Here is a 22077-nt window from a genome sequence, read left to right on the forward strand (position 1 = left end):
GATCCGTCAACCTGTCACCCGATCGGGACTTGACCTGACCAACCCTCGCCACACCCCAACCGTACCGCACCAGACCCTAAGTTACCGGTATTGGGCCGCGCCTTTTCCCACGACGTTCACCACAACGGTCTTCAGCCAATGCAGCTCGGGGTGGTTTAGAGCCTCTCCCCGCAGAGCGGCTCTGGAGGGCCAACAAACCTCCATCTCTCGCACAGCACCGCGTTCAGCGAAGCGCCATCGCTTCTCCACCTCCCGCGTTCATGTTCACAACAAGACCCTGAAGTACCGGCCCGACTTCCCCAACACGTTCGGCTCGATCGAAGACGCCCGGACCTTCTGCCAGCGCTTCTTCACCTGGTACAACACCGAGCACTACCACTCCGGCATCGGCTGGCACCACCCGATCGACGTCCACTACGGACGCGCCGAGACCGTACGCGCTGCACGCGCCGTCGTGCTCTCCGCGGCCCACGCGCGCAACCCCGAACGGTTCGCACGCAAGCATCCCGAACCACCCGCCCTGCCAACAGCAGCGTGGATCAACAGACCCAGCGACCCCGACGAGAAGGAACAGCAACCGGTTGACTCAATGAATCCCTAACCAACCCGCCTCAAAAATCTTGACAGCTTCCGGGGCGACGATGTCGGTGAAGTCGTTGGGTTCCCACTTCTGCTGCGTCTGTCGGTGCTTGGCGCTGCGGAGCACGTTGGTGACGTACCGGGTCGGCAGGTCGTCCATGAACTGGAGAAGGCCACGAGCGGTGAGGCTGCCCTCAAACTGCTCGTAAGTCATGCCGATGTTCTGCAGGGCGGCGATGATGGCAGGCTTGATGTCACCGAAGTCGGCCGCGCGGACAGCGATATCGATCGCGTCGCCGGTGAGCCCGCGTTGCTGGATGGCGGCGGACAGCTTGTTCTCGAACTCAACGAACCGCTCGGCGTGGTTGGAGTCGGCACGATCGAAGCCGAGCCCACGGTATGTCGTGGGGCCGGCACGAAGCAGATACTCCTCCAGGTACTCGCAGAAGGCGTTGTCGAGCTGTGCTCGTACGCCGGGCGGCAGTGCGGCCGCGACTTGGGGGTGACGGCTGAGATCCAGTTCGGGCCATTCCATCCGGTCTCCGGCGATGTGGCGCAGGCCCACGCCGAAGACCTTCTGTTCGCGCGGACGGGCGGGCCGCCCGTAGCGGCGCTGGAGCGCGAGGTCGAGTTCGTGGTCCAAGACTGCAACCGGCACCGCCATCGTGTGCTGCCGGGAGAGTTCGCGCATGACGTCGACGACCTCGTTACGGGAGCGGTCGCTGCCTCGCTTCGAGGTCTCCCAGTACCGGTACATATCCAATGGGAACGACACGATCCCCGACTGGACGGCTGCACGACACATCGCCAATGCGTCCTGAAACGGCTCTCCTAGCGGATGGCCGACCGCGGCGCGCGCCAGATCGACCCACTTGTTCTGGTCCAGGTAGACGCGCAGCATCATGCCCCCAAGTTTCTCGCGGTGGTCAAGCGCGTTTCAGCGTCATTCGGGCGCCGTGCCCTGCTCGTGATGCCCCGGTCGCAACGGGTTGCCCAATAGCGGTGGCATGAACTGGAGTGACCCGCGAGACGATTTCTTGAGCCAAGAAGGTGGCAGGACTTGATCTCGCCGCAGGTTGCGGAGCAGGTGGCGTTCACGCGCTATGCGGCATGACCGGACGTACGGTTGACTTCGCGATCGCGCGCGTCGACGTCGACGACCCGATGCAGACGAGCACGTGGTGTTCGTTGTTCGACGTCCCGCCGGCCGAGAAATTCCGGCGGCAGATCGAGGCCGGCTAGCTCGGCGTGGCCGGGACGAACCGCTTGACGAAGTCGAGCGCGGTCTGCGCGACCTCCTGCCAGCCGTGGTCGATGGTCAGCGAATGGCCGCGGTTGGGCATCTTCTTGATCTCGGTGACGCTCGGGTTGCGCTTTTGCCGCTTGTAGGAGGCGTTGGCGATCGCCCAGGGAACCGTGTGGTCCTTCTCCCCGTCGAGGATCAGTAGCGGGCCCCGATCGGGGTTCTTCGTGTCGACCGTCGACTCGGTCCAGGGGTTGAGGTTGGCGTTCGCCATCTGGGCCAGGGCGATCCCCGACCCGGCCACGTGGTAGGCGTCGTAAAGGCGCTTCGCCTCGTCCTCATCGAGGGCGTTCGTCCAGCCGTATTTGAACTGGTCGGAGGTGAGCGTGATGGCTCGGCCTCGATACCGGGGGTTCAACAGGAAAGGTCCGGCCGCCCTGAGCGTGGAGAGGGGCAGCGGCAGGACGCCGCGAAACACGCCCGGGTCGATGGCAACCGTGGCTGCCGAGAGCCCACGGCCGGCGAGCATCTGGGCGAACAATCCGCCGGTCGAGTGGCCCATCACGGCGGGCTTCTTCTCGAGCTTGCCGATCACATCGGCCGTGTGGTCGGCAACCTGCTTCAGTGTCTTCTTGGCGAGGACGTCCGGGTTCGCCCGCGCCTCTTCGACCGTTTCGGGATCGTCTGGCCAGTCCGGCGTCAGCGGCGCGTAACCGGCCCGCTTGAAGATGTCCGCCCAGTTCGCCCAGCTGCTCGGCAGCAGCCAGAGGCCGTGGATGAAGACGACCGGAGTGGTGCCGGAGGCGTTTGCCGCCTCGATCTCCCTGCTCTCCCGCTCCGAAATGGACGCCATGCCGAACTCCTCTCGGTCGCAGTGGACAGTCATCCGACCTAGCGAACCGACGACGAGCTCATCCTACGCAACCCGTGCCAGCTCCGGCGCTCCCCGATGGTGCCCCTTGTGCCCTACTCACTCACATCGGCATGAGCGCGCGGAACGCGGCAGATGCGGGCGCGGCAGATGTGGGTGCGACCGATATGTCGAGGTCGACTAAGCGCACCGCGATCAGCGTGGAGTCGGCAGGCATGCCTGGCGTCTCGTCTGTTGACGTCCAGGACCGGGTCGGCGAGAGTGCGGCGGTGCACTTTGATGTCTTGCGGCGGGCGCTGCCGCGCTCGTCGCGCTCTGGCTATGGCTCGGCCATGGTCCGTGTCCCGAACTCGACAACGGTGATGTCGACCCTCCCCGGCGGCAAGCTGTACGTCTGCGAGCCTCTCACCGGTGACCTACGGGCAGGCATGCGTCTGGCCGGTGACCTGCGCGATGTCGTCTTCGACGACGGCGAGACCAACGGAGCGAGTGAGGCGTGGGCGCTGGCGACCTTCGGCCTGTGCCGGATTGACGTCGAGTCGTTGACGCGAACCGGTGACAACGTTCGGCGGGGCATTGGCAAGTACCAGGGGCGCATGGTCTCGCTGTCCGAGACCGTGCTGGGCATCTCCGCCTATCACGGCCGGTCCATGCTCCTGGTCTCGCGGCGCGACGGTACGGTGATCCAGCGGCTCCGGATGGGTGCTCCCGAGCTGGTATACGCCTTGGGCGACGGCCGACACCGCTGCTGGTCCCCGTACCACGCGGTCGCGACCGACCTGGACGTGCGGGCACAACGCTGCGTCGCACGGCACCCGCTGCCTTATGGAAAGGGGCCAATCCTGGCCGGAGATCAGGTCGTGGTGCTGTGTGGTGAGCGTCAGGACACGCCCTTTCCGAATGTCTGGAACATCGACCCCACGCACGTGGTCGCCTTCGATGCGGGCACCCTAACGCCCGTGTGGAGTGCCGCGGCGCCCGAGCAAAGCATCGAGGTTCTAGGACGGGACAGCTCCGGCCGGATCGTGATCGCGTCACGACACGCCATCTCCGTACTGAACTCGGTGGCCCTCGAAGTCGAGGGCACCTACGACCATCACAGTGATCTCGGCGGCGCACTACTGATTCCCGAGCACAACTGCGTCGTGGTCCGAGACCCGGTGCACCTTGCAGACAGCTACAGCGTCGTTCGGTGGCAGTGACCGATCTGCCTGGGCTCGTCAGACCGACTGCCATGTCCGGTTAAGCACGACGGATATGTCGGCTGGTCAGCCGATGCCCGCTCGCGCTGAGACCGAGCGATCAGCGGCAGATCCGGACGTTGGCATGAGTACGCGGATCGCGGCATGATCGTGCGACAGCCCGCATCGCGACACGTGAGCTGCTACGTCGTCGTGGACGGCCTTCGTCGGCCGTGAGTGAAGTACGCAATCGGCAGCGCACCAACCGAGTTGATCAGCGTGATGGCGACCGCCCAGCGCAACTTGGACCCTCTGACTTCAGCAGCCGGTCGACGCGCAAGGTCAACCAGGGCAGCGATTTTTAGTGCACCCTCAAGAGCACCGCCCACGATGATGAGGCGACGCCTGCGAGTACTGAGTTCGTCCCACTTCATCCTGGCCACGTCTACACCATGCGCCCACCCAACTTCCGCTGCAAGCAGCAACCCTCGCTTCAGCGCGCACAGCCAGGAGCGCGCGCCCGTCACGAATCGTGCTCCCGTTCACAAATCGGCACGACCGTGGGAGGCGCGGGCTACACGCGCATCCATGTGGCGGTGCCGCTCGACCAGCTGGCGCTCGCTACTGTGGTGAAGGTGACCGACCCAGACAGCGTGCGTGCTTCCGACCGTGAACGGGAAGCAGCTGTCGAGCGCTTGCGGTCCCGGGTTCATGGTTCGTCGGTCGCGGCGGTGGGGACGCGGCCGAGGTCTGGGTCCTTCAGTCAGTCCCGGCGCTGTACCGTTGCCCTCGGCAACGTCGAGGTCCGGGACGGTAGGCGCGACGGCTGCCGGTCGCGGACGCCCCGCTGGACTTCCGCTGGCGATTTGAGCGCCGCGAGGACCTGGAGGCGGTCGTCCGGATCGAGTTCCGGGCCGGCGATCGCCGAGCAGGTCCTCGCGGCGCACCCCGGCGTCGAGGTCGCCTACGCGGTCAACCTGTGGAGCCGGGGATTCTGATCAGAACCCGCCGACGATGACGAGGGGTTCCTGTACTCCGTCGGGATCCGCGGTCCAGTCGAACGTCCCTGCACCCTGCAGGGCTGCCTGCACCTGGGCCGGCGTCGCCGCCGGATGTGTCGACCTGTACAGCGCAGCGGCTCCGGCGACGTGCGGGCTCGACATCGACGTACCGGAGATCGAGCGGTAGCCGCCACCCCGCCAGGTGGACAGCACGCACACGCCCGGCGCCACCAGGTCGACGTCCGCCCCGAAGTTCGAGAAGAACGCGAACTCGTCGTCGGTGCCGATCTGGCAGGTCGGTGTACCCACGCCGCCCGGTACGCCGTCGAAGTCGGTCAACGCGGAGACCGTGATGACCTCGTCGTAGGACGCCGGGACGAAGAAGGCCGCGTCCGCCGCTGCGTTACCCGCGGCGACCGCATAGGTCACCCCGGCCGAGACGGATGCACAGATCGCCTCATGCATCCCGCCGTCCCCGCATGATCCCTCCGCCGCCGAACCGCCGAGGCTCATGTTGGCCACCTCGATCGTTCCGGCGTGCGCGGTCACCCAGTCGATCCCGCAGATGATCGACGAGAAGGTGCCCGAGCCCTGGCTGTTCAGCACCCGGACGGCCCAGAGTCGCGCACCCGGCGCCACCCCGACCACACCGACGTGGTTGTCCTTCGCCGCCGCGATCCCGGCCACATGGGTGCCGTGCCCGTTCAGGTCGTCGTACGACGTGCTGCCAGGGACGCAGTTGACACCGCCCACCACTTTGAGATCCGGGTGTTTCGCGTCGATGCCGGTGTCGATGATGGCGATGTCGACGTCGACCGCACCCTTGCCGTTGCCTGCTGCCGTGGAACTCACGTCGGCGTCGATCCGGTCGATGCCGGGCGGTACCGTCTGGGTGGCGGCGTGCGCCACCCCGTCGGGCACCACCCGCGCCACGGCCGGGTCCGCTGCGAGCCGGCGCGCGTCCGCGGCCGACATCACCGCGGAGTAGCCGTGCAGGGCGGAGCGGTAGACGTGCTCGACGACTGCCGAGTACCGCCGGGCATGCTCGTTCGCGACCGCACCGGGTTCACCGGTCCTGAGGGTCACGATGTACGAGCCGCGGACCGCCCCATCTGGTGGCTTTGCAGCCGCGGAAGCTGCCGCCGTGGTGCTGGTCGCGACGATCACCGCCGCGACCAGCACGGTCGAGCGTCTCGGACGCATCGTCCTCAGCCCTTCTGGCCGGTCAGCCGGACGACGCGCTCCTCGAAGTCGACGCCGCACTCGAAGGTGCCGCACGCCACCGCGAAGGTCACGCTCGCTGCCTTGCCACCGGCGAACGTGCCGTTGTCCGCGGTGATCTCGACGCTCCAGGGCCGGGTCGTCCCGTCACAGGTGATGTCGGTCGTGCTGAACCCGCGGACCACGAACCGGCCGACGGTCTGCGACAGCTGGGTGTCGAGGAAGGCGAACACCGCGGTGCTGTCACACGTCACCGTGCCGGTCACGATGGCCGAACCGGTGCGGGTGAACCGGGCGGTCGGGTCGACGGTCACGTCGATGGACGGCGGCGGTGGCGCGACGTCGATCGTGAGATTCAGCGTGCCGCCGTTGCCCGCGCCGTCGGACTGGTCGTCGAAGACCAGGATGGTGTAGGTCTCACCCGCGATCGCGCTCCAGCCCACCGCGCCGGGCGCGCACGCCACAACGTTCCAGGCACCCGGAGCGCCGGTGGCGACGATCGCCCCGGCCGGGTACGACGACGTGGACATGTCGGCGACCAGACCGCTGTCCGTCGTGGCGGTGAGCTGGTACCAGACGCTCGCGTCGGTGGCCGGCGCTCCACAGTTGGCGTTCAGTTCGGCGTCGTCGGCGTCGGTGGTCGCCTCGGTGGTGTCGACGGTTGCCGAGTACGGCAGCGCACCGATGACCACCCTCCCCGGGTAGGTGTCGTTGCTCGGCGCAGCGGCGTACGCCGAGCCACCGGCGTTCACCACGGTCGCGATCACCAGCGCGGCAACGGCCGCGTAGCGTAGACGTGCAAGTCTCATGGTCTTCCCCTCTTCGTGCCGGGCGCACTGCAGTACGCCCTCGCGTCACTGACGACGTGCCTGGGTAGCCGGAAACCCAGCGGGCCACCATCCCTCCCGCGACCCTGAGCCGCGCCCGACAGACCCACCCGGCAGGCACCATGCCGCCGTGCAGCGCCGGCTCATCTACAACTAGTAGATGCCCCCGCGGCCCGGATAGTTGGCACACCGGGGGGCTTTCTCGACCAGCTTCACCGATCGGCTCGGCCCGCTCGGCGGAAGCGAACGGCGCTCACCAGCAGCGGTCTGCGGATCGAGGTGGTCGGCCGCGAGACCCCCGCGTTCGCGCCCGGCCTGCGGCATGAGCGAGCGATTTCGCCTCGCTGGAGTGCCCTGCCGCGTTAGTGCTCGTGTTGGTCCATTGCCGCCTCGATGGCGGGAAAGCTACCTAGTCGGGCCGCCTACGGCCAAGGCGGCGATTCAGGTCGGGACCCGCTCCATGTGAGGTGCACGATCGCCCAGCTGTGATCAGACCGGCCGAAGACGACGTCACCGCAACCAGCGCACCTGGCCACCGCGCGCAACTCGAGGCCGTGCAGGTCATGCCCAGGACCGATTTCGGCCAGGGCTTCTGTCTCAAGCGCCTTAGCAGTGCGGTCGTTGAGGCCCATCCACGGCTCTCGAAACCTCTCGGCCTGCGTCACGACGCGAGGATTACACGCATCACCCCGCTGCAGCCAGCACGCAATGCGGCATGAGCGGACGGGACGACGTTAGAGTCGCCGCGTGGGGCTTGAGACGTTCGAGGGTGCCGATCTGACTGCGTTGTTTCCAGACTTGTTTGCGGGGGAGGTCGCACGGATGCGGGCTGCCGCGAGAGGAGTCGAAGCGGTGCGATTGCCGGACGCCACCTTCCGATGGGACTGGTGGCCGGAGAACCTGCGAAAGGATCCGGTCGACAAGGGCATCCGGTTGGTCGTTCTTGGGACGACGCTGACGCTCTCCAACAACCTCAGCGACTGGCTGGAGCTCGCGCTTTGTCTTGTTCGGGAGCAGCGGCCACGGCTGACCGTGTCCGCGACGATCGAAGTTGCGTGCTGGTGCGATCCCGACCACAACATGCACGTGGTACGTAGCGAAGAACGGCTCGTCGGCACCGCGACCGCGTTGACTGAGGCGTTCGAGTCAGCGGCGGATGCGGTCGTGCGCTGGGCCGGTGAAAATCGCGACCCGCTTGTCCACAGGACCGCCGCCGGTCTTCCGAACCCAGAACCGCGATGAAGGTCAATCGCTCGGTCATCGGCTGCTTGTTGAATTGCCCGTAGGACCAATCCTGGCGAGGCTTGGTCCAGGCGCTCGGCTCGTCGCTCCCTTTTCGGCTGCCCACGCTGGTCGTGTGGCTCTCATTTGGCCTGCGCGGGCCGGGCGTCGCTGGGGCCAGGAGAGGCTCAAGAGGGGTTTGCGCGGCTCGAAGCAGCGTTGCCCTCCCGGCTCGATAACCAACATCGAACCGAGCATGGGGAGGACCAATGAGCTCCACATCAGGTCGCGTGGTCATCGGCATGGACCCGCACAAGCGCTCAGCCACCGTCGAGGTCATGTCCGCGAACGAGACCATCCTTGGTGGTTGCCGGTTCGGCACCGACCGCGACGGCTACGCCGCCTTGCTGCGGTATGGCAGGCAGTGGCCGGACCGGGTCTGGGCGATCGAGGGCTGTGCCGGGATCGGTAAGCACCTCGCGAATCGGCTGCTCGCCGACGGTGAACAGGTCGTTGATGTGCCGCCGAAGCTGTCAGCCCGGGCACGGGTCTTCGCGACCGGGCAGGGACGCAAGACCGATGCCACCGACGCGCACTCGGTCGCGCTGGTCGGGACGCGGATGACGGGGCTGCGTCCGGTGGTCAATGACGAGCAGCTCGCGGTGCTGCGGATCCTGGTTGACCGGCGCCGGTCGCTGGGTGAGGACCACACCCGGATGGTGTCGCAGCTGCACCAGCTGCTGTTGGAACTGATCCCCGGTGGGGCGAAGAAGGACCTGTCGGCCCGCCAGGCCAAGGCACTGCTCGCGAAGGTCCGACCCCGTGACGCTGCAGGGAGGACCCGACGACGGGTCGCCGCGGAACTGATCAGCGACCTGGAGCGGATCTACGCGCGGAAGAAGGCCGCCAACAAGGAGCTCACCGAGCTCGTCGCCGCCACCGGGACTGGACTGCTGGACCTCAACGGCATCGGCCCATCGGGCGCGGCCCGGCTACTCGTGGAGGTCGGCGACATCACCCGGTTCCCGACCAAGGCGCACTTCGCGTCCTGGAACGGCACCGCGCCCATCGACGCCTCCTCCGGCGACCAGGTCCGCCACCGGCTCTCCCGCGCGGGCAACCGGCAGATCAACCGCGTGCTGCACATCATGGCCCGCGTCCAGATCCGCAACCCCAGCCAGGGCCGTGACTACTACGAGCGGAAGAAGGCCGACGGCAAAGCGCCGATGGAGGCGATGCGATGCGTGAAGCGACGACTCTCCGACATCGTTTACCACCAGATGCTCAACGACGCGCTGGCCCAGACGGGGACGGGCCCGGGAGGACACCGGGGAACGTCTACCGACTCCAGCGTGACCGGCTCACATCCCCACGCCGGTTCTTCGGACAAGTCACTTCCCGGGCCCGCCACCGACGACCATACGCCCACACACAGCCCGTTCTTCACCCCCTCGACCCCGCGCCCACTCAGCAGCGCCGACCCACAGCCGACGTCAAGCGCACTTTGCTTGACACCGGCGAGGACCGGCGCATCCTGACCAAGGCGGGGAACGAGTACCTCCCTTGACACAGAGGGGAGCCATGACCGCGCGATCGGCCGCATGACAGGACGGCCCAAGCAGATTGCCGGGTGGGTGTTCAGGACGCGCCGTCCACCAGCTCCGCGCCTTGGATGACCTCACCGGTGCCAACTAGCTGCGACGGCTCCGCCATCAACGGCTCCAGCAGCCGCCCGACGGCGGGACCCACGACGGGCAGCGCCGCGGTCGCCTGCTCCTCGGACACCCATAGGTTGACGATCGCGTTGCGTCCCCGACCCAAGTCCACTACGAGGCTGCCGAGGAACCCCGGCTGCTCGGAGTGGATCCGGTCGAACTCAGCGACGTCACCGGCCGCCGCAGCCCGCTTGGCGTCGTCCCAGGTGTTGAGCCTCACCACTGCGTACATCTGCCGAACCTCCGTCCTCGATACTTCCCGGCCACGGTATCTTCGGCAGCTCCGCCGATCGACCTCACCGGGTCACGCCTGGCCGCGATGGCACGACAGAGCGGATCCCGGCAGATCCGTGCACTCGCGCCGGGCATGAAGCAGGTTGGGATGCGTGATCGAGTGTCCTGTTTGCGGAGCGACGAGCTGACAACACCGCCTCCAAACGGCGTGGCCCTTGCGCCGCGATACGAGGACGTGTTGGGTGAGCCGTCCTACGAGGTCTGCCGGAACTGCGGCTTCGAGTTCGGAAACGACGACAACCCCGGAACCGCCGCGCCCGTCTCGTTCGAGGAGTACAGAGGCGAGTGGGAGGCAGAAGGACGCCCGCGATTCGATGCGTGAGGCGCGCAACGCGGCATGTCCGGATGACCTCGCCCCGGTAGTCGCTCGCCACGCCCTCGCACGACCGCTGGGCTGACTCGCCCCAGCGGTCGACAATTAGCTGCCGAGCACCTCGTCGTCGTGGCTGGCTTCCCATGCCAGATACTCCCTAAGCAGGGCGACTGGTGCGCGGCGGCGGGCAGGTTGTCGTTGTTGCCTGCCCGATCTCGCTAGGCACGCCGGCCGGCCAGGGGCTGGTCGACGCGGGTCGTACCGGCTGCTCGGACGGCCACTCACGGCCTGGAGGTCGGCCGGGTATGTCGGCTATCTGAGGTTCATGGCGAACGCCGGTTTGGCGTTTGAGAGCACGCCACCAAAGAGGGACGATCGAAGTATCTCCGTCCAACGCGAGCTTTCAGAAGGTGATTGTCGTGACTGGGACGATGTGGGTTCCGCGGAGTCGCGGAGCCGTCAGTGGCACGTTGCTCGTACTGCTCGGCGTGTGGGGCGCTTTCATTCCGTTCGTCGGTCCGTACTTCGACTACGCCTACACGCCCGACAACACGTGGGACTACACAACGGGCAGGCTCCTCCTGGAGATCCTGCCGGGTGCCGGCGTCGTGCTCGGCGGGCTGCTGGTGCTCGGCAGTGCCAACCGCGCGGCGGCGATGCTCGGGGGCTGGTTGGCCGCGTTAAGCGGAGCGTGGTTCGTTCTCGGCGTTCCGCTCTCGGCGGTCTGGGAGAGCCCGACGGTCGGTGAGCCGATCGGCGGCACGACGCGGCAATTCCTCGAGTACGTCGGCTTCTTCGGTGGACTCGGCGTCACGATCGTGTTCTTGGCCGCGTTCGCGTTGGGCAGGTTCGCCGTGGTGGGCGTCCGGGAGGTCGAACGCGCTGCGCAGGCGGTGACGCCGGAGGAGCGCGTGACGACCGCACCCGCGGCGGCACCCGAGCGGGAACGAGCGACCGGCTGGCGCCGCTTCAGTTGGCGCAGGTCCAGGCACGCCAGCACTCGATGACGCCCTGTCCTCGGGGCAAGTCGGCCACCGGGGGAATCGGTGCCGCAGAAACGCAGAAAACCGCGAAACCCAGGCGCGCGCACATCGGCATGACCGCGCGGATCGCGGCATGTCAGGATGTTCAGCGACGTAGAACCGTTTGTGATTGGCGTCGAGGTCGTCGGAGGCAGTATGGGGGTTGTCGTAGTCGTGCCCGGCCAGGCCGAGCCGTGGATGGTGTCGAACCGGGCATTCGCGATGCTCGTGGACGTCGCCACCGAGCTAGTCGAGGATCCTGCCGACGAGGACGTGATGGCCGGCGCTGCTGCGAACCATGGTCTGTTCCTGGACAGCCTCGACCAACCTCAGCGCAACCGCGTTGCCGCTGCGTTGGCCAATGCAGCGGCGCAGCTCCGCAGTCGGCTTCTCGGTCAGCGCCAAGTGGATGGCTGGTCGCTGTCGTTGGCGAGCTCTCTGCCTGTCCTTGAGATGTGGTTGGAGGGGTTGGTTGAGGAGGCGGAGGAAGCTACAGCACACCCGCGAACATCCCATGACCGCGCGGAACGCGGCTACTTGAGCGGAACGCTATGCCGCAGCGCCTGACAGCGGCAGATGCGTGAGGGCCGCAAAGTCGAGGAGTGACGCATCCAATCGGACACCCTGTCGCCAGCCCGGCACGGGTGATCCGGCGCTATCCGTCGGTCTGGTCGGACTGCTTGCGGACGCGGAAGCGGAGGATGGTCGCGTCGCCCGACCGCGTGCTGCTGAGCGGTTCCAGGTCTGTCCTCGCAAGGCCCGGGGACGAGAAGCGGATGCCGTCGCCGAGGAGCACCGGCAGCACATACACCAGGATCTCGTCGACGAGCCCCCGCTGCAGGCACTGGCTGGCCACGTCGGCGCCGAGGATTTCGAGGTTCTTGCCGCCCGCGGCGTCCAGTGCGGTGGCGACGGCTTCCCCGATGTCGCCGGAGAGGATCGTGACCTCCGGGTCCGGCGGCTCCAGCGGTCTATGGGTGAGGAGGAACATCGGTCCGGAGAAGGGGTAGTCGGTGCTGCCCGGCTCCTCGGCCTCCATCTGGTCGCCTACCTCCCAGGTCCGCCGGCCGACGAGCATGGCGCCGGTGGCCGCGGCGACCTCCGCGAAATCGTCCGGTGCCACGAAGTCGGCGAGAGCGCGACCACCGCCCCAGTCCATCGAGTGGCCGGGACCCGCGATGAAGCCGTCAAGCGACATACACCTGTTCACGACTACCTTGCCGCTCATTTCACAGCCGCCATCCTTGGGTCGTCACCGCACGGCTGGCGCTTCCTGAGCTGACACCTGCCGGATCTCAGCGCGCGCCGCCACGAGTTCAGATCTTTGCTCCGATTCGGGGCGTACGGCAAGTGCCGCGTCAGTACCACTCACGTGACGCCTGGCGGCCGGAGCAGTAGCGACATGCAACATCCGCATCTCGGCATGACCGGACGTTGCGCCCTGGCGACGGCGTGGAGCGGCACACCTGTCAAGAGCTGATCCGCCTAGCGCAGTCTATTCATGGAAACAGGTGGGCCACGGCGCCTCATACCCTCGACCTCTCACACCAAGCCGGCGTCAACGGCGGACCGCGTGGCGTGCCCCACTGTTGTGCCAATCCACAACTTACGCTCGGGTACGTTGAGGTTGAGCGGTCCTGCGACAACTGCTGAGGAGATGTCATGGAGCGCATGACTCCCCGAACGGTGACCCTCCACGGCCATGAGCTCTCGTACCTGGACAGCGGCACGGGCCCAGTGGTGCTCTTCATCCATGGGATTCTTGGCTCGCACCGCAACTGGGCCCACCTCATCGACCGCATAGATGACAACCACCGGGTGATCGTGCCGGATCTCTTCGGGCACGGCGAGTCGGCCAAGCCGGTGGGCGACTACTCGCTCGGCGCCCACGCGGCGACAATGCGCGACCTACTGGACCGCCTCGGCATCGAGCGGGTCACCCTCGTCGGGCACTCCCTCGGCGGGGGGATAGCGATGGAGTTCTACTACCTATTCCCGGAGCGGGTCGAGCGCCTGGTCCTCGTCGCGAGCGGCGGGCTGGGCCGGGAGGTCAACCCGGTCCTGCGGTCCGCGACCCTGCCCGGGGCCGAATGGCTCCTGCCCCTCATCGCCTCGGGGTGGGTACGGGCGCGCGCCGAGACCGCCGGGCGGGTCATGTCCAGGGCGGGCTGGAAGCCCGGCTCGGATATCGCCGCGATCTGGCAGGGCTTCACCTCGCTCGGGGACGGCGAGAGCCGGCGCGCCTTCCTGGCCACGACCCGCGCCGTCATTGACCCCGGAGGCCAAAGCGTCAGCGCCCACGACTACCTGCCCGACGCCGTGCCGATCCCGACACTCGTCGTCTGGGGCTCCCGGGACCGGATGATCCCGGCGTGGCACGCGATCAGCGCGCAGCAGTCGATTCCGGCGTGTCGCGTCGAGTTGTTCCACGGAGCCGGTCACTTCCCGCACCTCGATGAACCGGACCGCTTCGCCAAGCTGCTGCGGGACTTCATCGCGACGACCCGACGGGAGAAGCCCCCGAGCGCGTCCGGGGCTTGACCGTTCCGCGCACCTGTGGGAGCCGGTCAGCACACCCGGAACGGCAGAGGCACCGTCGACCGGGTCAACCTCGCGGCGCTGCGGTCCCACGTCGAGCAACTCCACCGGCGCTCTCACGCGCGTGCGACGCAGCGGATACGGGCAGACAGGGCCGACAGGTCCAACCCAACGCATTGTCATCGGCATGAGCGCACACAGCGGCAAATGAGTGCGTTCTGCATGAGGCTCTCAGACGGTCTATGCATGAACTGTGCGACCTCGAACACTTGTACCCGGACGAGATGGCCACCTGGCTGATCGTCTTGGGGCGTGAGCAAGCTCAGGTCGACGATCGCCGACGATGCGTCGGCGGCAGCTGCAGATCTTCGGCTGGCTTCCTCTTAGCATGGGACGCATGGAGTGCCCGAAGGAGCTAGACCCCCGCGATGGCGCCTCCCAGCCGGATGACGGCCACATGGCCGTGGCTGAGTCGACTGCGGAGTGCGCCCCGGGGTTGGTCAGGACGGACTCACGGTGGGTGCTGGCGTGAACGGGGAACGGGACCGTGACGCTGGAGGACGCGCACGTCAGGCTCGTCCTCGCGACGCGCTGGGCCGGCCACTGCCCTATGGCAGCACCGGCGTCGATCCCGTCTCCGAGGAGCCGCTGCCGCCAGCGGAGACCCTGACCTACGCCTGGAAACTCGTGAAGGACGGACGGCCGTTCGCTGCGCATGAGGTGTTCGAGGCGCGATGGAAGGCCGGTCCGCCCGAGGAGAGCGACCTGTGGCAGGGGCTGGCACAGATCTGCGTCGGGCTCACCCATGCTGCCCGCGGCAATAGCGTCGGTGCGATCCGGCTCGTCGAGCGGGCCGTTGCCCGTCTCGAGGAGTACGGCGCGAGCGGTGGGCCGGTGTACGGGCTTGACCTGGGGGCGGTGAGAACGTGGGCGCACGACCGCGTGCGGGCAGGCTCCTCAACGGAGTAGCGCATGGCTTTCCCCGGCTGGCGAGCTCGTCGTAGCTGTCGCCGGCCTTACCGAGTTTGATGCGGGCGAAGGCCTGAGCCCGTTCCGGCAGTGCCTTCACGTCGCGAGGTAGCGCGCCGAGGCGCTTGGCGACGGCCTTGGGTTCGGACCTCAGCTCGGCGGCCAGCCTGACCGGCATCTCGCGCAGCTTCTCAATCTCGCGCAGCTTCTCAATCTCGCGCAGCTTCTCAACCGCCAGGTCGCCTGCACCGGTCACCACGTACAGCGGATTCCGGTCGGTGGGGCTGTTCCTCTTGGTGTCGGCAGTGCGGACCAGGCTGTCCCTCCTCCACGGCGTGGCCTGGTCGCTGCTCGCCAGGCAGGTGGTCACGTCTGCACCACCCCAGTCGACCGCACGTCCCGCCGCCGGGCTAGGGGTTACCGCCGCGTAACGGTTGACGAGATCATGCCAACATCGGTGAACTGGCCGAATTCGCGTTGGGAACCCGCCGACCAGGAGTGTTCCGCGGTGACGGTTCCCACGTCGCCTCAAGGAGAGGGCCAATGCCCGATTCATTTTCACCGTTCCTGCCCTTCGCCTCGATGCTGCTCGTAGTGTTCGCGGCACCGGTGAGCGCGCTGGCCGCACGGGTGCAGCGCGGGTCCGAGCACAACGCGTGGGAGGGCACGTGCGAGGCCAGGGAGCGGTGTCGAGACTGGGCATCACTGACGAACGCGTGACCTCGAGCCGTTCTGGTCGGCGGCTCGAGCCTTCAGCAATCGCCTTCCGATGCAGGGCCGACACGGTTAGAAGGCCTGAGCGGGAGTAGGGAAGCGGAACGTCGTCGTTCTCTCATCGCTCGCGTGCTCTTCGTCGGCATCCTCTTCGCCGGCGCGATGGGCCACCTGGGCGGACCGGCCGTCCGCAGATCGGCTACTTGTTTCCGGTAGCCAGATGTGTAGCCGGGACTGGACTTGACCCGGTTCCGCTCACCTGACGGCATCGATCTGCGCGTAACCGCGGCAACGTCAACACGGGAGGACAGGAGCGCATCGCGCGTGACACCACATCCTCAGGGAATCAGTCAGTCGCCGAGCTTCTCAGCGTAGGCCTTCGCCGCCTCGGTCGCGGCCCGGGCGGTCTTCTTCGCCTCGGTTACGGTTGCCTTCCCGGAGCGTGTGGCGCCCGCCGCGCGCAGAACCACATCCGGTCCGAGCAACGCACAGTAGGCGCCGGTGCCGCCGAACGGCACCCCGACGCTGCCCGGGTTTGACGAACCGGCGGCGGTCGGCGAGCCGATCGAACGGCATGTGGGTGTGGCCGAGCACAACGGTCGGCTCGGCGGTGTCGGCGAAGGCGGCACGGTAGCGCTCCAGTGGCGAGTCCACGAGCATGATCTCGGTGTCGCTGCGGGTGGTGGCGTGGCAGAACCGGACCTGTCCCAGCCCTGTCACGTCCAGGGCCACCGACAGTGGCAGGTCGGCGAGCAGGTCCCGGTGCCGTCGTGCCAGGCGGGACGCGCCGTGTTCGGTGGGCAGCCGACCCGCTTCGGGCAAGTCGGGGTTGAGCGCGCCGTCGTAGGCCGCGACGAGCTCGCGGTCGGCGTTGCCGCGCACCCAGATCGCCCTGTCACCCAGCTCGGCCAGCCGCTCCACGGTCTCGGCCGGCATCGGCCCGGTGGAGAGGTCGCCGTTGAGCACGATGGCGTCCACGCCGGCGGCGTCGATGCCGCGCAGTACGGCCTCCAGCGCGGGCAGGTTGCCATGAATATCGGCCAGTACCGCGACTCGCATGAGGACTCCCCTCGGACCGTCCCACGATTCTTGCCACCGTGGCGGTTCCTTGTGGCGAGAGTTCGCCGACGGCTGAACCCATCGCAGCGCTGCCGATGTGAGTCTGTCGCCGAGCCGGGTCCACCCAGACGCCAGTATCTTGCTGCAAGCGCACTCAGGTCGGCATGTCCGTGCGTTTTGGCAGCGGCCCGACGGCCCGGCGGTGTCCGGTCAGGGGATCCCTACTTGGACAAGATCGCGGCCCGCTGATCGAGCGAGCTAGCGTATTGCACGCCCTCTCCGAGCAGGCGCCGCTGCCTGGCGCAAGATCACCTCGACAGTTCTGGCACCCGCACGGATCTGTACGGGCATGCTCGCGCGGCATAGCGTCGAGGCGAGGGCACCGAAGAGGTGCGGGCCGGTGACCTCGCCCAGGCCACGCTCTTCTGGGTCGACGCCGCCGCTGACTGGTGGGCATGATCAGCGAGGCCGACCCGGCCCGGAACCTCCCCGAGCACCCTCGCCGAGTTCGTCGAGAACGTCTTCGCAGCGCCCTGAGCCGCGCGGCGACCGTGGGTCTAGGAGAAGCGGCATGCGGTTCGAACGATTCACCTTCGGCTCCATCAGCATCGATGGCGTGACGTATCAGCACGATGTGGTAGTCGACTGCGGGACGATTCGTGAGCGCAGCAAGAAGCCGTCGAAGCGATTCCGGGCCGCCTTCGGCCACACGCCGCTGTCAGTCCAGGAGAAGATTCCCTGGAAGTGCCGCCGGCTGGTCGTGGGTACGGGAGTGGATGGTGCCCTGCCCGTGATGGACGACGTGAGGCGGGAGGCCGTTCACCGAAACGTCGAGCTGCTGATCCTGCCGACGTCAGAGGCGATCGACGCGCTGCGGAGTAACCCTCAAGGAACCAACGCGATCCTGCACGTCACGTGCTGATCGGTCTCCTACAAGTGGACGACCGGGCAGGTGATCGTGCGCTCCACGCCGCCGAGTGCCTGCACCCGGGAGACCACCAGCCTGCCCAACTCGTCAATGTTCCGCGCCTGTGCGCACGCGATGACGTCGTACGGTCCCGCCACGATCGCCGCTTCCGAGACGCCCGGCACGTCCTGCAGCGCGGCAGCCACCGCGGCCGCCTGGCCGATCTCGGTCTGGATCAGAACGTATGCCGCGATCACCTGAAACCTGCCGACTCCTTCCGACGGTTCGAACCCGCCGGACAGGTGGTGGCTGGACCGCCGACGAGGACCTCACCCGCCACGGCGCACATCCGTCGCGAGCGACGGGGTCTGATGGTGCATGGAGCACTCAGGGCGCCGCGCACCATCGGACCGCTCGGGACAGGGCTCATCCGACGACTTGCTCGCCGAGTGCTGTCCTGGCCTCCTCGAGCTTGTCTACGGTGACGGCGAAGACGACCTCACCTTGGCAGATCGAGACGGACAGCAGGCCCTCGATGTTGACGTTCGCGTTCGCGAGCGCGCGGCCGATCCTGCCGGCCTCACCGGCCTGATCGAGGCACTTGACCTGAAGGGCCGGACGTTCGGTGAATTCGATGCCGGCCCCCTCCAGGGCGGTGCGGGCGGCGGCCTCATCGCTGGCGTTGAAGAGGATGGTTCCGTGCTCGCCAGTCGTCACCCCGGCCAGCTCCATGTTGACGCCGCGCTGGCCGAGGACCTCGCCGAAGTGAGCGAGCTCGCCGGGCTGGTTCTTCAGCTCGACACTGAAGATGTTCATCGCGATCTCCCTCCTGCCGGGAAACACATTTCGGACGCTACGCCGATCGTGACGCGCCCGGAAGCCGGAGAAGCGATGGGTGCAGTGCAAGACTGGAACTGGTAGAGGCCATGTGCGCGGCGAAGGCATACCAGCGCCCCAGGATCCCGGTGCAGCCCGCTCCGGACCTGGTGCCGCTCCCGTCACGGTTCCGAGTGCGCGTCCGGAAGCGGCGCCTGGTCGGGATGGTGGCGAGGGAGATTCATCGAGTATCGGGGCAACCTCGGCGTCGCCCTGTCGCGGCCGTGCGTCTACGGCGTGTTCTCCGGCAGGCTCGGTGGGCTGCGGCCGCGCGAGGAGCGGTGCGTCGGCTGTCTGCGTTGCACCGTGCAGTACCCGAAGGTCGTACAGATCGAGCCGAACCCGGCGCATGCGGTTGGATGCGTGCTCTTCGGCATGACCGCGCGGATCGCGGCAGATCCGCGTGTTACTCCTGTCCGTGAAGATGGCGCTTGTGACGCTGGAGCAGCCTTGCCTGGGAGACCTCTAACCTGTGATCGGCTACTCGGTCGTGGCTGTCAGGTCTGGGTACGGTGCTTGAGCCAGTTGCCGTAGGAGCGGCGGTTGGCACTCAGGTCGGGGTTGTCGAGGCGAGAGAGCACGAACGCCGCGCGAAGTGCAGCAGCGTCGTCTCCGCCATCCACGATCGTGCCCAGCGCCTCGCGCAGCGGCCTGCTGTCGAGGTGGCGGGCCACGCGCGTGTATCGCCAGTCCTTGGCTCGGTACGGCCCTCTGACCGCGGCCAGCAGCAACTTCTCGCCTGCGGCCCGGTCCGGTTCGCTCACCCCGTGCCAGTCCATCGCCCTGAGGATCGATCCTTTCAAGCCAGAAGGCGACAGGTAGGTGCCGGCGTCTTGATGCCACTCGTCGGGATAGGCCATCTCCCATTCGAGGTAAAGGATCGCGAACTGCTCGCTCGACGGCTTCTCGTCGGCCTGCCGAGACCAGCCCGGACTGAGGTAGGGCGCGATGGGTGCGAGGAAGGTCTCCGCGAGCGCAGCGGCATGGTCTGCCTCGGCCCGCGCCATCTCCGCAGCCATGGCCGGGTCGTCTGGCGCCCATGTTTGGCCGGCTCGCCACCACACCTCGTTGCGCGCCGTGTTTGCCGCGAGCAGTGCGTTGTCTCGCTCTCGGGCGCGTTTGCGCGCTCTTCGGCGACGCAACTCGTCGTCGCTGACGAGGTCGAAGACCCAGCCGTGCCGATCCCACATGGCGCGATCATGCACCAGGTGTGGCAGATCAGTGCGTATTGGGCGGACTGCTCGGGGCCGTCAGCTGAGCGCCGCCGACGTACGTCCTGTGAAGTGGCAAGCCGGGCACTCGAAAATGCCGAAAAGGGCCAGAAGCTGTTTAGCAACCTGCGGTCGCCGGTGAGTGGTTGTCAGTTCGTAGGCACGCGCCTCGCTACCCGTGAGCCGGCCTGGGTCAGACGGCGCAACCGTCGTCACGCCCACGGAAGCATCGTCAAAGTGCTTGACGAGCGCGGGCGAGGTTTCGAGGCCCATGACGAGTTGTTCGTCGCAGCCGGGGCACGCGAATCCCAGCTCCTGATTCGCGAGGGCTTCCAGACGCGTCGCCCACATCGAATCGCTCTCGGTCGCCAGGACGGCCTGCGCTCGGTATATGAAGTCGGTGTCGTCGACGGCAAACGGCACAAGTCCCTCAGCCACTTCATGCAGCGCCCGGATCGTCTCGGCATACCGGGCCCGAACGGCCACTGACTCCTCTGGGCCGTCCGTTGATGCCACGATGCACGCGGCCAGAAATAGGGGCTCGACGAAGCCAGACGGATCCTGGCGTGCCGCCAACTCTGCCAGCCGGGGCAGCGCGGAGTAGCTGGCGCTGTAAACCGTGCCTTGGTGACAAAGCCGCGACCATAGTTCGTCCCAGACGGCGCGATCTTCCGTGTCGCCACGCTCAAGGAGCGCTTCGACGGGCCCAGCCGTACCGTAGGCATCTCGAAGCGACCGCCATTTCGTCACGCGGATCATCCTGACAGCGACTCGCTTCGCCCGACACCGGGCCGGCGAAGATACGTCCCCAATCCGGCATGACCGCTCTTCACACTCGCGGCATGAGAGGGCTACTCGCGCAGTTCGTCGGAGCTAGGGTGACGGCATGACGGAGCCTCGCGAATGTCGGCGGTGCCACAAGCCAGTTGTCGCGTCGGCGGCGGACTACGGGGTCTTCGAGCGCATGCACTACGTCTGCTTCCACTTCGAGTTCGAGCACCAGGGCGACCCCGATGTTGAGTGCCTAGCAGGCGGCTGCCCAGCGGCCGGGATCTCGCTCCCGTCGCGTCATTCGCACTGAAGCCGTCGACATCGTGCAGGCGGGCAACACCGTGGTGCCGGCCATTCTTGTGCTTCAAGAACTCGGCTACCAGCTCGAGCAGCACGACGGGACGTTCGTAGCCAAGACTGGTCAGTCTCGCTTCGCGGCTGACGACCCTGTAGCCGTGCTGGGACTTGTGAAGCTTGCGGAATCACGGCGTCCGTGGCGAGCCACTGATGCGGAGATTGACCAAGTGCTCAGTGAGTTCGACCTCTGACGTCACCGAGACCCGTGCGGCATGCTCGCGCGTTCCGCTCCGACAGCGGCAGATGAGGACGTTGGGCGCGTCGTCTGACACGCTCCATCGCATGGACACAAGAGGCGTCGACCCGCGCGACGAAACCTGGGAGATCAAGCACCCGAAGTACCGGGTCTCTTCCATGACTCCAGAGGCGCCTCCGACGAGCACGAGGTTGAGGGGGCCGATGTCGCCGAGGTGCTGGCCTGGGCTGATACCAGGAGAGGCAACAGTACCTTCGTCCTGTACTTGTGCGTGCCGCGCGACGGGCTCGGATTGCTGCGCCTGCACGGCAGTGATCCCAACGAGCGCTGATCGCGGCATCTGCGGATGCACGCAGGGACAACGATGGGGACGAGAGCACGTCGCGCTGCGTGGGGTCCGGAGTGCCTGACACGCAACCACGTGCACTATCGGCCCGTAGTTCCGACAGCAGGAGAATCGTAGTGCTGGATCGCCCTCTCACCGGCATAACAAGCAGATCCGTGCGTTGCTCGGACACCTGGAGAGCAGACCTCTAGCGCGTCGCACATCCACTGGCGGACATGTGTCGCCGCGTGCGGCGTAGGTCCGACCACTGCGATCATCGAGTCGGTCGATTTGAACGGTCCGGCGGAAGGGCAGGGGATTCGCGGCCAGCCGCCGGGCCGGGTTCAGTTGCGTGGGTCATGGAGCTCGTCGAGCCAGTCCGGGCGCGCTAGGTCTCCGTCATCGAGCCACTCGGCACCGGCATCGTCGCGGTGCGGGCCCTGGTGCTGCCCGAGGATGCAGGGGTCGTCGTTGCGCGGGTTCCGGCCGTAGCACGTCAGGTCCTGCGCCGACCTCAGCGCGGGCCACTGCCGCTGCTGGGTGTGGTTCATCGATCCCCGCCTTCCGATCCGTCTAGGCAGCGACAACGCTAGGCGGGCTAAGCGAGACTCGGGAGAAAATTTCTCCGGATTTCTAACGGCTCCGAAAGTCAGACGGCCGTGGAGA

General features: G+C 67.1%; 26 protein-coding genes. 14 read left to right on the forward strand and 12 right to left on the reverse strand.

Going from position 1 to position 22077, the window contains the following annotated elements:
• On the forward strand, positions 1-601 hold a 601-nt coding region (locus EV643_RS39370), incomplete at its 5' end, for an integrase core domain-containing protein (RefSeq protein WP_166665745.1).
• Here EV643_RS39370 and EV643_RS39375 read toward each other — a convergent pair.
• Entirely contained in the window at positions 587-1483 is an 897-nt protein-coding gene (locus tag EV643_RS39375; RefSeq protein ID WP_133805335.1) for a hypothetical protein, read from the reverse strand. The genes EV643_RS39370 and EV643_RS39375 overlap by 15 nt on opposite strands.
• A 206-nt stretch (positions 1484-1689) precedes the next feature.
• Here EV643_RS39375 and EV643_RS46590 point away from each other — a divergent pair, with 206 nt between their 5' ends.
• Positions 1690-1821, forward strand: coding sequence for a hypothetical protein (locus tag EV643_RS46590; protein ID WP_255513084.1), 132 nt, complete (start codon positions 1690-1692; stop codon positions 1819-1821).
• Here the strand turns inward: EV643_RS46590 and EV643_RS39380 are convergent.
• A complete protein-coding gene (locus EV643_RS39380) occupies positions 1818-2675 on the reverse strand; it encodes an alpha/beta hydrolase (RefSeq protein WP_133805336.1) in 858 nt (285 codons plus the stop codon). The genes EV643_RS46590 and EV643_RS39380 overlap by 4 nt on opposite strands.
• A gap of 185 nt (positions 2676-2860) precedes the next feature.
• Here EV643_RS39380 and EV643_RS39385 point away from each other — a divergent pair, with 185 nt between their 5' ends.
• Together EV643_RS39385 and EV643_RS46595 are read left to right on the forward strand one after the other, a co-directional pair.
• Positions 2861-3895, forward strand: a complete 1035-nt coding sequence (locus EV643_RS39385) for a hypothetical protein (protein WP_133805337.1) — start codon at positions 2861-2863, stop codon at positions 3893-3895.
• Between the two features lie 845 nt (positions 3896-4740).
• Positions 4741-4872 (forward strand): hypothetical protein, encoded by a 132-nt coding sequence (locus EV643_RS46595; RefSeq protein WP_255513085.1) that lies wholly within the window; start codon positions 4741-4743, stop codon positions 4870-4872.
• On the opposite strand, the gene EV643_RS39400 is transcribed toward EV643_RS46595, so the two are convergent.
• The gene (locus EV643_RS39400) at positions 4873-6078 is read right to left on the reverse strand and encodes a S8 family serine peptidase (RefSeq protein WP_133805339.1); all 1206 of its coding nucleotides are present in this window, start codon (positions 6076-6078) and stop codon (positions 4873-4875) included.
• Between the two features lie 5 nt (positions 6079-6083).
• Entirely contained in the window at positions 6084-6905 is an 822-nt protein-coding gene (locus EV643_RS39405; RefSeq protein WP_133805340.1) for a DUF6299 family protein, read from the reverse strand.
• An 840-nt stretch (positions 6906-7745) separates the two neighbouring features.
• Here EV643_RS39405 and EV643_RS39415 point away from each other — a divergent pair.
• Positions 7746-8165, forward strand: coding sequence for a hypothetical protein (locus tag EV643_RS39415; protein ID WP_133805342.1), 420 nt, complete (start codon positions 7746-7748; stop codon positions 8163-8165).
• Positions 8166-8413: 248 nt separating this feature from the next.
• Entirely contained in the window at positions 8414-9682 is a 1269-nt protein-coding gene (locus tag EV643_RS39420) for an IS110 family RNA-guided transposase (RefSeq protein WP_133805343.1), read from the forward strand.
• 100 nt (positions 9683-9782) lie between these two features.
• Here the strand turns inward: EV643_RS39420 and EV643_RS39425 are convergent, their stop codons facing one another.
• Positions 9783-10091, reverse strand: a complete 309-nt coding sequence (locus EV643_RS39425) for a hypothetical protein (RefSeq protein WP_133805344.1) — start codon at positions 10089-10091, stop codon at positions 9783-9785.
• A gap of 171 nt (positions 10092-10262) precedes the next feature.
• Here EV643_RS39425 and EV643_RS39430 point away from each other — a divergent pair, with 171 nt between their 5' ends.
• The 3 genes from EV643_RS39430 to EV643_RS39440 all read left to right on the forward strand — a co-directional run bounded on the left by EV643_RS39430 (position 10263) and on the right by EV643_RS39440 (position 12055).
• Positions 10263-10475, forward strand: coding sequence for a hypothetical protein (locus tag EV643_RS39430; RefSeq protein ID WP_133805345.1), 213 nt, complete (start codon positions 10263-10265; stop codon positions 10473-10475).
• Between the two features lie 410 nt (positions 10476-10885).
• Positions 10886-11473, forward strand: coding sequence for a hypothetical protein (locus tag EV643_RS39435; RefSeq protein WP_133805346.1), 588 nt, complete (start codon positions 10886-10888; stop codon positions 11471-11473).
• A 117-nt stretch (positions 11474-11590) separates the two neighbouring features.
• The gene (locus EV643_RS39440) at positions 11591-12055 is read left to right on the forward strand and encodes a hypothetical protein (protein WP_133805347.1); all 465 of its coding nucleotides are present in this window, start codon (positions 11591-11593) and stop codon (positions 12053-12055) included.
• An 88-nt stretch (positions 12056-12143) separates the two neighbouring features.
• On the opposite strand, the gene EV643_RS39445 is transcribed toward EV643_RS39440, so the two are convergent.
• The gene (locus tag EV643_RS39445; protein WP_133805348.1) at positions 12144-12716 is read right to left on the reverse strand and encodes a dihydrofolate reductase family protein; all 573 of its coding nucleotides are present in this window, start codon (positions 12714-12716) and stop codon (positions 12144-12146) included.
• Between the two features lie 434 nt (positions 12717-13150).
• Here EV643_RS39445 and EV643_RS39450 point away from each other — a divergent pair, with 434 nt between their 5' ends.
• From EV643_RS39450 to EV643_RS44480, 3 genes are all read left to right on the forward strand, one after another.
• Complete coding sequence (locus tag EV643_RS39450) at positions 13151-14029, forward strand: alpha/beta fold hydrolase (protein WP_202869968.1); 879 nt, start codon at positions 13151-13153, stop codon at positions 14027-14029.
• Between the two features lie 525 nt (positions 14030-14554).
• Positions 14555-14995 carry a DUF309 domain-containing protein gene (locus tag EV643_RS39455; protein ID WP_133805349.1) on the forward strand — a complete coding sequence of 147 codons (441 nt, stop codon included), beginning with the start codon at positions 14555-14557 and terminating at the stop codon, positions 14993-14995.
• Positions 14996-15538: 543 nt separating this feature from the next.
• Entirely contained in the window at positions 15539-15715 is a 177-nt protein-coding gene (locus EV643_RS44480; protein ID WP_166665746.1) for a hypothetical protein, read from the forward strand.
• A gap of 360 nt (positions 15716-16075) precedes the next feature.
• Here EV643_RS44480 and EV643_RS39460 read toward each other — a convergent pair whose 3' ends face one another.
• The gene (locus EV643_RS39460) at positions 16076-16768 is read right to left on the reverse strand and encodes a metallophosphoesterase family protein (RefSeq protein WP_202869970.1); all 693 of its coding nucleotides are present in this window, start codon (positions 16766-16768) and stop codon (positions 16076-16078) included.
• Between the two features lie 571 nt (positions 16769-17339).
• Between EV643_RS39460 and EV643_RS39465 the strand changes: the two genes are divergently transcribed.
• Positions 17340-17690 (forward strand): hypothetical protein, encoded by a 351-nt coding sequence (locus EV643_RS39465; RefSeq protein ID WP_133805350.1) that lies wholly within the window; start codon positions 17340-17342, stop codon positions 17688-17690.
• An 8-nt stretch (positions 17691-17698) separates the two neighbouring features.
• Here the strand turns inward: EV643_RS39465 and EV643_RS39470 are convergent, their stop codons facing one another.
• From EV643_RS39470 to EV643_RS39485, 4 genes are all read right to left on the reverse strand, one after another.
• Positions 17699-17932, reverse strand: coding sequence for an Lrp/AsnC ligand binding domain-containing protein (locus EV643_RS39470; protein WP_133805351.1), 234 nt, complete (start codon positions 17930-17932; stop codon positions 17699-17701).
• A gap of 169 nt (positions 17933-18101) precedes the next feature.
• The gene (locus tag EV643_RS39475) at positions 18102-18491 is read right to left on the reverse strand and encodes an ACT domain-containing protein (protein ID WP_133805352.1); all 390 of its coding nucleotides are present in this window, start codon (positions 18489-18491) and stop codon (positions 18102-18104) included.
• A 557-nt stretch (positions 18492-19048) separates the two neighbouring features.
• On the reverse strand, positions 19049-19741 hold the full coding sequence (locus tag EV643_RS39480; protein ID WP_133805353.1) for a hypothetical protein: 693 nt from the start codon (positions 19739-19741) through the stop codon (positions 19049-19051).
• A 60-nt stretch (positions 19742-19801) separates the two neighbouring features.
• Positions 19802-20521 (reverse strand): hypothetical protein, encoded by a 720-nt coding sequence (locus EV643_RS39485; RefSeq protein ID WP_133805354.1) that lies wholly within the window; start codon positions 20519-20521, stop codon positions 19802-19804.
• 127 nt (positions 20522-20648) lie between these two features.
• Here EV643_RS39485 and EV643_RS39490 point away from each other — a divergent pair, with 127 nt between their 5' ends.
• Positions 20649-20843, forward strand: a complete 195-nt coding sequence (locus EV643_RS39490) for a hypothetical protein (RefSeq protein ID WP_133805355.1) — start codon at positions 20649-20651, stop codon at positions 20841-20843.
• A gap of 912 nt (positions 20844-21755) precedes the next feature.
• Here EV643_RS39490 and EV643_RS39495 read toward each other — a convergent pair.
• Positions 21756-21962 (reverse strand): hypothetical protein, encoded by a 207-nt coding sequence (locus EV643_RS39495; protein ID WP_133805356.1) that lies wholly within the window; start codon positions 21960-21962, stop codon positions 21756-21758.
• Positions 21963-22077 lie beyond the last annotated feature (115 nt).

Origin of the sequence: Kribbella caucasensis (assembly GCF_004361855.1) — a bacterium.
Taxonomy (GTDB): domain Bacteria; phylum Actinomycetota; class Actinomycetes; order Propionibacteriales; family Kribbellaceae; genus Kribbella; species Kribbella caucasensis.